Origin of the sequence: Chryseobacterium sp. ISL-6 (assembly GCF_018613715.1) — a bacterium.
Lineage (GTDB): Bacteria > Bacteroidota > Bacteroidia > Flavobacteriales > Weeksellaceae > Chryseobacterium > Chryseobacterium paludis.
In genome coordinates, this window is record NZ_JAGGPT010000011.1 from 132,982 (window position 1) to 145,594 (window position 12,613).

8 protein-coding genes are annotated in these 12,613 nt (G+C 35.0%); 1 reads left to right on the forward strand and 7 read right to left on the reverse strand.

All coding sequences use genetic code 11. From position 1 onward, the window contains the following. Positions 1–14 precede the first annotated feature (14 nt). Both J7E44_RS21400 and J7E44_RS21405 read right to left on the reverse strand, forming a co-directional pair. Positions 15–1,613, reverse strand: a complete 1,599-nt coding sequence (locus J7E44_RS21400) for a RagB/SusD family nutrient uptake outer membrane protein (RefSeq protein WP_214833488.1) — start codon at positions 1,611–1,613, stop codon at positions 15–17. Positions 1,614–1,624: 11 nt separating this feature from the next. Further along, on the reverse strand, positions 1,625–4,372 hold the full coding sequence (locus tag J7E44_RS21405) for a SusC/RagA family TonB-linked outer membrane protein (RefSeq protein WP_214833491.1): 2,748 nt from the start codon (positions 4,370–4,372) through the stop codon (positions 1,625–1,627). Positions 4,373–4,707: 335 nt separating this feature from the next. On the opposite strand from J7E44_RS21405, the gene metG reads away from it, so the two are divergent. Then, entirely contained in the window at positions 4,708–6,744 is a 2,037-nt protein-coding gene (metG, locus tag J7E44_RS21410) for a methionine--tRNA ligase (protein ID WP_214833494.1), read from the forward strand. Between the two features lie 154 nt (positions 6,745–6,898). On the opposite strand, the gene J7E44_RS21415 is transcribed toward metG, so the two are convergent. From J7E44_RS21415 to J7E44_RS21435, 5 genes are all read right to left on the reverse strand, one after another. Then, the gene (locus J7E44_RS21415) at positions 6,899–7,603 is read right to left on the reverse strand and encodes a class I SAM-dependent methyltransferase (protein WP_214833497.1); all 705 of its coding nucleotides are present in this window, start codon (positions 7,601–7,603) and stop codon (positions 6,899–6,901) included. 253 nt (positions 7,604–7,856) lie between these two features. After that, on the reverse strand, positions 7,857–8,666 hold the full coding sequence (locus J7E44_RS21420) for a siderophore-interacting protein (protein WP_214833501.1): 810 nt from the start codon (positions 8,664–8,666) through the stop codon (positions 7,857–7,859). A gap of 268 nt (positions 8,667–8,934) precedes the next feature. Beyond that, positions 8,935–10,527, reverse strand: coding sequence for an efflux MFS transporter permease (locus tag J7E44_RS21425; RefSeq protein ID WP_214833504.1), 1,593 nt, complete (start codon positions 10,525–10,527; stop codon positions 8,935–8,937). Between the two features lie 81 nt (positions 10,528–10,608). After that, on the reverse strand, positions 10,609–11,724 hold the full coding sequence (locus J7E44_RS21430) for an HlyD family secretion protein (RefSeq protein WP_214833507.1): 1,116 nt from the start codon (positions 11,722–11,724) through the stop codon (positions 10,609–10,611). Between the two features lie 24 nt (positions 11,725–11,748). Continuing rightward, a complete protein-coding gene (locus J7E44_RS21435; protein ID WP_251040643.1) occupies positions 11,749–12,507 on the reverse strand; it encodes a TolC family protein in 759 nt (252 codons plus the stop codon). Between the last annotated feature and the right edge of the window lie 106 nt (positions 12,508–12,613).

The window sequence follows — 12,613 nt, forward strand, 5'->3', positions numbered from 1 at the left end:
GATTCTGTTTTAAATTAATAACCAGGGTTTTGAATCAGGTTTGGATTAGCTACAAGATCTTTTGCGGGAATTGGGAAAAGATTTCTAAAGCTTTCAACTGCTTTTCCATCTTTTATATTTCCTTTCCAAGGCCATAAATAATCTCCTGTAGTATATCTTCCGAAACGAATAAGATCAGTTCTTCTGGTCATCTCCCACGATAATTCTCTGGATCTTTCATCCAAAATAAAATCTAAATTAATAGAAGTAACATTTCCACTGGTATTTTCGTAAGCTCTCTCTCTTAATTGGTTAATATAACCAACTGCTGTAGCAATATTTCCACTTCCCCCTCTAAGGGTAGCTTCAGCATACATTAAATAAATATCTGCTAAACGGTATAATGGAATATCAGCCTCAACCCATGTTTTGTCTGCTCCGGCAACACCATTACTTTTAATATTTTTAAACTTGACAAAAGCATAACCATCATTAAATGAACCTAAATCATTAATTTCAAGATTTTGATCTGTGGTAAAGAAATTACCTCTCTTATCAGCACCATTCGCCGGAAATTTAGCAACAAATGCTTTTGTAGTTCTAAGACCACCCCAGCCGCCATTAACACCATAATTTACAGCCTGCATTGACCCTCCGATAGCAGCATGAACCAAATAGGTAGTTCCACCATTGGTTTGTGTATTAACACCATCAAAGTTAACCGTAAAAATAGCTTCAGGATTATTTACATTATTGTCTGCAAGAAATAAATCTCCGTATTTAGGTTTTAAAGAATAACCAGCAGCTATCACTTTATTACAATATGTGATACAGTCATTATTTCTTTGTGTTCCTGTGTATACAGACGCATTAAGATACAATCTTGCCAATAATGACCAGGCTGCTGCTTTGTCTGCTCTTCCATAAGCATTTGCCTTTGGATCTTTCAAATCATTGCTACAAGCCAATAATTCCTGTTCAACAAAATTAAACAAAGCCGCCCTTTCAATTCTTTGAGGTGGGTTTGTAGATCCTGGAAGGTAATCTTCTTTTACGAAAGGTACATTTCCAAACATATCTAATGCGTGATAATAAGATTGTGCTCTTAAAAATCTTGCTTCAGTACGCATATATTTTGCCTGAGCTAAATTATCCCCCGTAATATTATTCTCCGCTAATTTTTCATCTGTTACATTTCTCAAGAATTCGTTACAAAAAGCAATTTCTGTAAAAATTCTATAATATAATGCTGCGATAAACTCATTTGAAGAATCCCAGGTCATCTTATGGATGGTATGCAGGTTACCATCATTCCATGCGATTACGGCTTCATCGGTAGATATAACATTCATGGTATACATCAATCTCGTATACTGAGAAAAACCACCATTAATACCATTGATATCAGTATCAGGATAGTTTGCTCCATCTCCACTTACCTGACCACCCATAGCAAGTCCACCATACAATTTTGCCAGAATATTAGGATAATTTCCAAAATCCTTATAAACATTTGCAGAAGTAGCATCTGTAATAGGCTCTCTTTCAAGATCATTAACACATGACGTCACAGATAACAATCCGATAACGGACGCTGTTAAAAATATATTTTTAAAATTTCTATTTGATTTCATCTTACTACTAATTAAAATTGAAAATTAAGACCCAATGAATAAATTCTAGGCATTTGATAATAACCATTGTCTATCCCGTTGAAAACCTCGGGATCAATACCAGAATATTTTGTAATCACAAAAACATTCTGTGCCATACCATACACTCTTAAACTACTTCCTTTAGAGAATACTTCTCCAAAATTATATCCGACATTAATATTGTCTAATCTTAAGAATGAAGCATTTTCCACATATATATCTGAAAAATATTGGGGTAGTGAAAATTGATAAGCAGGTGCTGTTGAATACACATTTTGTAAATATTCATTTGTAGATGCCGACTGCAATGAACTGTTTGAAGCTGCATTATTATAAACATAATTACCTAATACTGCTCTTGCGCTTAATCCAAAATCCCAATCTTTATAAGAAACTTTGGTAGAGAATCCTAAAATTGCATCGGGTGTTGTAGATTTATAATAATACTTATCTGAAGTATTTATTATTCCATCACCATTTCTATCAACATATGCTCCATTCAAAGGCTTTCCGTTGTTGTCGTAAACCTGTTGATAAACCCAGAAAGCATTTGGTGCATACCCTACAGCATGAGCCTGAATGGTATTTCCTGATCCACCCTCGATTCCTCCGACAGGAATATTAAAACTTGCATCAGCTCTTTCCAGAAGATTAGTGACCTCCGGTTTATAATGAGTTGCATTAAAATTGACCTCCCAAGTGGTATTCTGATTTTTAATAGGAATTACAGTAATACTCCCTTCAATTCCTTTATTTTTCATATTTCCTACATTAAGTAGGTTTTGATTACTTAAGTCTCCTGCAGCAATTGGAGAAAGAACCAGTAACTTTTCAGTATCCTTCTGGAACAAATCTATGGAACCAAAGATTCTATTATTTAAAAATCCATAATCTATTCCTAAATTCTTAGTTGTTGTTGTTTCCCAAGTAAGATTAGGATTATAAATATTAGGTCTAAACATATAATAGTATTGATTACCAAATTGATAGTAAGCACCATCATTACTTGGATTATATGCTGCATAAGCCGGATAATTGAATGGTTTATTGCCATCTAACCCAGGTAACTCCTGCTGTCCTGTTTTCCCCCAACCTGCTCTTAGTTTCAAGGTACTTATTGAAGAAACACTTTTGATAAAGCTCTCTTCATTTAACTTCCAAGCTACCGATACTCCTGGGAAGTTACCCCATAAATTATCTCTTGTTCCATTAAAAAAACGCGAAGATCCATCTCTTCTTATAGATCCTGAAACAATATATTTGTTTGCTATAGTAAATATTGCTCTTCCATAAAAAGATATTAATGTATTTTGGGTTTCAAAATCATTATTAATTTTGGTTGGGGCATTTCCTTTGTAATTGATAGATCCGGGAATAATAGTTCGAAAATCCTGGTATGAATAACCTGCAGTAACATCAACTCCCGTATTAATTGAAGAAATATTTTTAACGTAATTAAAATAAGTTTCCAATAGCTTATTCTTTTTCTCCATTCTAAAGATGGTAGAACTTCCCATATCGTTCACTCCGGGTCTGTACAGTGCACTTACTTTTTTCTGTCCGTCACTTCTGGTATAATCATAACCAGCATTTACATTAAAATGTAAGTCTGGCAGAAAATGAAACTTATAATCTAACTGGATATTTCCTAATCCTCTTAAAACTGATGAAACATCATGAATTCCATTAATCATTCCTAATGGATTTGAGTTAGCATTTACATTCGTACCATTTACAGATCCGGCATCAAGCCATTCATAATACCCTCCAAAATTAGAATTCCCTGAATACACAGGTTGTGTGGGATCGAAATAAGTTGCTGTTTTAATCACACCACCATCTACGAATCGGTTATCAGTAAAAGTTCCTTTTGTACTTACATTTACGGATAAGTGATTATCAAAAAACTTGGGGTTTAAATTCAAGCCTACCGATGTCCTTCTAAACGAATTGGTTTTTACAATACCATTCTGCTCATTATAACCAAGTGATAAACGGTATGGCAAGCCTTTGATTCCACCCGATAATGCAATGTTATTATCTGTGCCCCATGCTGCCTGATAAATTTGATCTTGCCAGTTCGTATTTGCATTCCCTAGTTTCGTTTTATACCCTGCAGGAGCATAGGTATTTACAAAATCCCTGAACTGGTTAGCATCTAAAACATCTACATTCCCCATTTTTGTAGAAACCGAAGCAACCGTAGAGAAATTAACTCTGAATCTACCTGCAGTTCCTTTCTTTGTGGTTATTAAGATAACACCATTAGTTGCACGGTTACCATAAATAGCTGTTGCGGATGCATCTTTTAAAATATCAAATGTTTCAATATCATTTGGGTTGATCAATGATAAAGGATCAGCTGCACCATTAACTCCTACAAAGTCCTGTGGAACACCATCAATAACGATGAGTGGTGAGTTATTACCATTTAAAGAAGCCGTTCCCCTAATTCTTATCGCTGTTCCAGATCCGGGAGCACCACTATTATTCGTAATTTGTACACCTGGAGTCTTCCCTTGTATCAGCTGGCCTGCGGATGTAGCACCTCCGTTGAAATCTTTTGAAGATACTGAAGTTATGGAGCCTGTAAGATCTGATTTCTTCTGCTTTCCATATCCAATCAATACAACTTCCTCTATTTTCTTTTCTTTAGTAACAGAGTCTTGTGCATAAACCATTGTACCAGCTAGTAAAAAGGCAGGCGCAATTTTTAATACTGTTGTAAAATTTCTCAAAATATTGTTTTTTTTAGTTTCGTTTCTGTAGTAATACTGGTAGAAAGCCAGCTTTGCAATTTATAAAAAAAATATAATTATCATAAATTTAATAAAAATTCAGATAATTTTATGTAAATTGAACGACCTCCAAAGATTAGATATCTGCTTTCCATTTACTTACACAGTCATATGTCATGCATAATAATATTCTACATTTAATATAAAGTTAAACAACCGTTTAACAAATTGTAATATTTGTTTTGTATTTAAGGCCTTATTGAAGGTAATGTTTGCAGACTATCACAAATTTTCGAGAGATATTCCGTATATTTGTAGTTAAATTATTACTATAAATGTCAAACAGAAAGATGATTACGGCAGCTTTGCCTTATGCAAACGGACCGGTTCATATAGGGCATTTGGCAGGTGTTTATATTCCTGCGGATGTTTACGCAAGATTTCAAAGAAGATCAGGAAAAGATGTAGCGTTTATCTGTGGTTCAGATGAACACGGAATTCCTATTACTATAAGAGCTAAGAAAGAAGGAGTTAGTCCTCAGGATATTGTGGATAAGTACCATGAGATCATTAAAAAGTCTTTTTCAGATCTGGGAATTTCATTTGATGAATATTCCAGAACGACTTCCAAAAAACATTATGAGACCAGTCAGGATTTTTTTAAGACTCTTTATGAGAAGGGGAAATTTACTGAGGAGGTTTCAGAACAATATTTTGATGAACAGGCTAATGAATTTTTAGCTGACCGATATATCGTTGGAACATGCCCGAATTGTGGGAATGAAAATGCGTATGGAGACCAGTGTGAGAGATGTGGTTCTACCCTTTCTCCTTCAGAACTGATCAATCCAAAATCAATGTTAAGTGGAAATGTACCAATTCTTAAAGAAACCAAAAACTGGTATCTTCCTTTAAATGAATATGAAGATTTCTTGAATGAATGGATCATTGAAGGTCACAAAGATGACTGGAAACCCAATGTATACGGACAGGTAAAATCATGGCTGAATGATGGTTTAAAACCTCGTGCAATGACCAGAGATTTAAACTGGGGTGTTCCGGTTCCACTTCCGAATGCTGAAGGAAAAGTATTATATGTATGGTTTGATGCACCGATCGGATATATTTCTTTTACCAAAGAATGGGCTGAGAAAAATGGAAAAGACTGGAAAGATTACTGGCAAAGTGAGAACAGTGATCTGGTACACTTCATTGGAAAAGATAATATTGTTTTCCATTGTATTATTTTTCCGGCGATGATGAAAGCTCATGGAAATTATATTATGCCGAAAAACGTTCCGGCATTTGAATTCCTGAATCTTGAAAATGATAAGATTTCAACGTCAAGAAACTGGGCAGTTTGGGCTCATGAATATGTTGAAGAATTTCCGGGGCAACAGGATGTTTTAAGATACGCATTGCTTTCTTCAGCTCCTGAAACCAAAGATAATAACTTTACCTGGAAAGATTTCCAGACGAAAAACAATTCTGAACTGGTTGGAATTTTTGGTAACTTCATTAACAGAGTTGCTGTTCTTATCCATAAATATTATAATGGAGTTGTTCCACAGGGAGATGTAAATACTTCTGAATTAAAGGAAATAAATAAATCTGCTAAGGAAATTTCAGCTTTTCTGGAAAACTATGAATTCAGAAATTCTTTGACAGCATTAATGAATTTGGCTCGTTTTGGAAACCAATATCTTCAGACTGAAGAACCTTGGAAAACCATTAAGGATAATCCTGAAAAAGCAGCACATTCATTATTTGTTGGTGCTCAGATTGCTGTAGCTTTAGCTCAGTTATGTGAACCGTTTATGCCTTTCAGTTCTGAAAAGTTATTGAATATGTTTAATGTTCAAAAATTGAGCTGGAATGATGTTGAAACAAAATCTGTTTTAATTGAAACCGGACATACAATTAATGAATCATCACTTCTTTTCTCAAAAATAGAAGATGATGTTATTGAGGCTCAAATTCAGAAACTTGAAAATACGAAACAAAATAATAAGAAGACAAACCCTAACGCAAAACCAATGAAAGAGGAAATTACTTTTGACGACTTTACAAAAATGGATCTTAGAACAGCTACGATCACTGAAGCTGAAAAAGTAGAGAAAGCAGATAAATTATTAAAGCTTACCGTTGACACAGGGGTTGATGTAAGAACAGTAGTTTCAGGGATTGCAGAAAGCTTTAGTCCGGAAGAACTGATTGGAAAGCAGGTAATGATCCTATTAAATCTTGCACCAAGAAAGATCCGTGGAATTGAATCTCAGGGAATGTTATTATTAACGACAAAACCAGACGGTAAATTATCTTTCGTTACTCCAGACGACAGCAATGTTGAAAATGGTATCGAAATAGGATAATCAGCTCTATTTATAATAAAAAGACGCATGGAGTTCCATGCGTCTTTTTTATTTTCTTCCCTATTGCGAGGAACGAAGCAATCTCATCATCAAATCTAAATTATTTATTTTTCAATTTGAGGTTGCTTCGCTTTGTTTGCAATGTCAAAACGTTTTACTTTTTTGTTAATCTAGCTAAATAGGCATCCTCGTCCTGCATTACTTTTTCAATGGCAAATCCATTATTCTCTGCAGCGTTTTTTAGCGTTTGAAAATCAAGATACAACCATTTTATAGGCTCCTCTGATTCTTCTTTGTAATGAACCACATAATCTAATTCTCCATAATACCCTTCTGCAGGAATGTATATTCCACCATCCTCATCTCTATCGAACATATATAGAATATCTGTACTATCAATTAAGATTTGTCCGTTATCGTTAAGCAAAGATCGTAATTTTTGAAGGTAGGTATCGATTTCGGCCAGGCTCCCAAATATTCCGGTTCCATTCATTAACAGTAAAACCGTGTCAAAAGTTCCTTCAGCAAAGTCAAGCATATTTTTACAAACAGCATTTTTAATTCCTCTGAGTTTACAAACCTCAACAGATTTTGGCGAAATATCTAATGCTACAACATCCAGATTTCTTTCGTTCTGAAGATACAAAGTATGTGAACCTGCTCCTGCTCCAATATCCAAAATTTTTCCATGAGCTAATTCCAGAGCTTTCTGTTCGAGATCGTTCATCTCTTCAAAATCTCTGAAAAGATATTCTACCGGAAGTTCATCGAGTTCAGAAATCGAGGTTTCAGTTTGCAAATCTTCAGGATTGTCATTGTGATAATAGTCCCAGATCGCCTTACCCATTAAATCTTTCATAGCTATTTTTAATGGGGCAAAGATACGGGTTTGACTTGAAAAATAAATACAGGATATATTATTACAGATATTGGCAGAAGCTTATATCCGCAATAACTTTATAGCCCCGATAGTAACGGTTACCCCGCAGCAAAGGATGGGAATGGTTTGGAGCGAGGAGTATAAGTGGATAGCGGGAAAAAGCTCCTTATTATGATCTATAAAGAAAAAATGTCTGTCATTAAAAAACCCGAATGTAATGTCTAGGCTCTATTTATTGATCTGAATTCATTTCTTTTCGGCGTTCAGTTTGTGATTCATCCTGAGCCACACCAGCCTTCCAATAGGAATATGCATACAGCTCCGATTGTTTCCAATTTTTTTCTTTTCTGAAATAAGAACGAATTTCTTTTACTGTTGACAGTTCACAAGCGAGATATCCAAATTTTGAGGTTTCGGGAATCACTACATTTCTCACCGTTTCAGTCAGGTTATTTCCTAAATGAGAATCAGGATTATGAACCCATATAAACTCAATATCAGCTTTAGTTTCTATTTTTTGCTCGTCTTCTTTTCCATGAACCTCAATCACGCAAACTCCTTTTGCCGTTTCCGCAAGGGTTTCTAAAATAGCACTTAAAACCGGGATAGCCGTACCATCACCAATCAGAAAATACCAATCGACCTGGGGATACAATTCTTTCCTCTCTGTGCGCATCATTATTCCTAATTTTGAACCTTTCTCTGCATCTCTCGCCCATTTTGAAGCGGGGCCACCGTCACCATGATCCACAAAATCAATAAATAGCTCATTGGTCTTAAAATTAATCCCACGATGGGTATACGTTCGGATGGATGGTGCTACCTCTTTCGAAGGATGGATCCACTGATGACCGTCCCAATCTGGAAAGTAAATTTCATTCAATTCCTCTGGAGGAATGGCAATTTTATTGTTATCCCCGATGGTGGTATCTTTAAATTGTAAAACATCTTCCGAATGGAGATATACCCTGATAAAATGTGGTGTTATGTACTCTTTTTTAGTGACTTCTGCAACAATCTGCCCGGTTTGAATTTTAGTCATAACTGAAATTTTAAAATTAGATGTAGCTTCAATAAATACATGAAGCCCTTTAATAAATGAAAATGAATAATTATAATTGTCTTCATTAACCCTTTGCTTTGAGCAATGCAAATGTACTTAAATATTATTTTTATTACGTCTAAATAAAAATAATATTATATAAAATTATTCATCACAGCTAATTCGTTGTTTTTTATGATACACTAGGAAAACGTAAAACCCCAGCTTAAAAAAGTCCGGGGTTTTACTAGTGAAAAACAAGGTATCTTCAGATGGCAGGACCTGCCGCATCTTTTATTTCTTCTAATAATTGTTTACGTTCTCTCAATCTTCTTCTTGCAATAACTGATTTTCCACTAAGCATTCTGATAAATCTCAAATACTGAAAACGTTCTTTTCCAAAATGGTGTGTCAGGACATAGGCTAATACCCCAAAACCAATCAAAACAATACAGCCGAATATTTTTTTGCCTGCAATAATGATCGCATTGAGTTGGACTGTTTTCATATTTCCGGCCAGAGTTTGCGGACTTATTGTCATGCCATCGATGTAAACAGCCAGATCCCCAATTGCCACAACTTGAAAATGATATTGAAACCAAGAATAGATTGCAGAGAAAAGACCAACAGCGAGGAAAGTTCTCCAAACCAATACAAGACCTATGGCCGCGAGCATATCATCAAGTTCTAATTTATCCAAAGTATAAAACCAAACAGAAATGAATAACGAACACATTCCATAGCCTTTTAAAAACATAGGAAGATACCATCTTTCATAACTAAACTCCAGCACCATGGAAAAGTACATGATCATTGCATATCCTACCATAGCAGAAAACCCAGAGAAAATAAACATTTTGAGTGGTTTTTCTTTTTTAAACCAAAAAATAGCAATGAGTCCAGCCAATATAATTCCCGGAATCATCAGAATATTAAGCCTGGCATTGGTTAACTGATCATATCCTAAAACACCTACTGCAAAGGTATTTTGTAAGGTCGTTGTACCTAAAAACATCCCAAGCCAAAACAACATAAACAATCCATTTTGCACATTATTTCTTTTGAATATGGTGAATGACAAATAAGGTCTTTTTAACGTTAACTGACGGATTGCCAATAATGCAAAACTTACAAAAGCACCAATACTGGCATTCATTATTTTGGAGGAATTCCACCAGTCCTGTTGTTTTCCAAATGAATACACATAAGCTGAAAACATGAATGTGGAAACAAAAAGTAAAATACTCAACCAATCAATATAATGCAATGGAACTTTAAGAGCAAAATATTTATCGTGCATAAAAATCCAGTGTATCAACGCTAATATAAAACATAAGACTGCTACAATAATGTAGAAATGTTGCCAGTTATACAATATAGAAACCTCTACTGCATAATAGCTTGCAATCTGATTCATCATCAAAACGAAGGTATAAAAGGCTCCATAAAATACACCGCGGTTTCCTATCATTGCCATTAATGGCAAGAACAGTTCAATGGTCACCATCATTTTTAAAAATCCAATGATCAAAGCAGTGATTACCATTACCATTGGTTGTAAGGTTGTTGCATTCACATAGCTCAATAATCCCAAGAGAACAAGGATTAAAACAATCTTGTCACGGACCTTGAATCTCATCTTCATTCTAAGAACTACCGGCATACAAGCCCCCATTCCTATCGTTGTGGCATAGTTCGCCCAAATAAAATATTCTGAAAGGGCTCCGGTACCACCAACGAGATAACTGATATTACCAGTGTACACTCCACCCAATGGCATTACCACAGCTAATAGCAGCACAATAAGCAGAAGCTGAACCGGTTTTGGAACCCAGTCATGATATAAACCTTTGTTGTACATATTTATATTTTTAAAGTTGAAAATTGATGGTGGAATGTTGAAAAAAACTCTTTACAATTTTAATTCTCATCCTTCAATTTTTTAATCTTTCACATCAATATTCACATTCATATTCATTCCGGCGCTGAGCTTACTGATGTCTTCTTTTTTATTAGAGGCTGTAAATTCTATTCTAACCGGAATTCTCTGCTGAACTTTAATAAAATTACCTGTAGAATTATCTGTAGGAACATTTGAATATCGCGATCCCGTAGCTGCTGAAACTGCTGTGACTATTCCTTCAAATTTTTGTCCGCCTAATGCATCAGCAGTCATCATCATCTTTTCTCCGATCTTAATATGGGGCATCTGACTTTCCAGAAAGTTAGCCGTTACCCATTTTTGACCATTTAATACGATGGTCGCTACCTGTTGTCCCGGCTGAATTAATTGACCCTCGGAGATTGTCCTTCTTCCCATTACCCCATCATAAGGAGCCGTAATTACAGTGTAAGAAAGATTTATTCTCGCCATATCTAAGGCAGATTTTGTTCTTTTTATTTCAGCATCATTAATTCCTAATTTACTTTTAACCTCGGTTGTAGAAAGGTTAGCTGATTGTTTTTGATTAACTAACGTTTCATAAGCTGCTTTTTGGGCATTATACTCCGTTTTTACCTGATCAAACTGTTGTCTTGTTACCGCTTCAGAAGCTAAAAGGTTTTTATATCTGTTTAAATTCTGTTCAGCATTCCACAATCTGGCTTTCGCTCCTGCAATATTAGACTGCATTACATTTACGTTATTGGAAACCGTATTAACTGATGAACTTGTCGCTGAACGTTGTGCCAAAGCATTCTGATAGGCAGCTTCCGCCTGTCCTAACTGTGTTATGATTTCATTCTTATCTAAAATAACTAAGGTATCGCCCTTTTTTACCTGTTGGTGTTCAATGAATTTTATTTCTTTAATATATGCTGAAACTCTGGTATTAATAGGATTGATAAATTCTTCCACCTGAGCTGCTTCTGTATAACTCTTATCTCCAATGTGAAAATATTCCCTAACCAGCCAGAATAATCCAAAACCTATTACCAGGAATACAATGATGTTAGAGATAATTGCTCTTATTTTATTTTTTCTCGATTCTTTTTTCTTAGCTACTACACTTGATGCTGTAGAAGCCGGTTGTGTATTTTGTTGTTCCATGTTTTCCATTATCTTGATTTTCAGTTTTAAAAATTAAAGTGTTCCTGTCGATTTCAAAAGATTATAGTATTGATATAAAACATTGATCTCAGCATTCGCAAAATCCAATTCTGACTGTAACTTTTGATTTTGAGCATCGATCATTTCCGCCTGTACCGCAAGCTGGTTTAAGTATTTAGCTTCAGTTATTTTATAGTTTTCTTCTGCTAATTGTTTAGCATCATTAAGGATATCTGCCTGCTGAATCGATTCCTGATATTTTACGTAGGCAGCATTTACCCCCATATCTATATTCTGCTGAGCTAAAGTCATGCTGTCATCTGCCTGGTTTTTTTGTATTTCTCCAAGCTTAATTTTCTCTTTAGTTTTATAAAGATTATCAATATTATAACTTAAAGAAACACCTGCCTGCCAACCTCCGGAATACATATCCAAAACAGGATTTCTTGTAGTAATCGGCCTTTGTAGCGTATAACCTCCAAAACCAGATAATGTAGGAAGCTGATCTGTTTTTATAATTTCAATGTTTTTACTGGCCATATCAATATTGGTTTTTGCAGATTTTAGCTGTGGATTGCTATTATGGGCCAGGTCTACAAAATAATCCATTCCAATTCCTACTTCTTTACTCGCTAAACTCTCAATGGGAATAATTTCAGTATCAGCGGTTAAACCTAGGGCAATATTTAAATTATAGTTAAGGATCTTTCTATTGTTGAGCAATGTTAAAATCCCCTGATCTAAATTTTTTATTGCCAACTCACTACGGATCACCTCATTTCTAGTTACCATACCCTGTTGGTAGAATTTTTGAATATTCTTTAAACGTTCCTGAGCCAACTTTTTATTATTTTGGAAAACGGATTCCTGATTACGGATTGTATGTCTTCAAAATAAA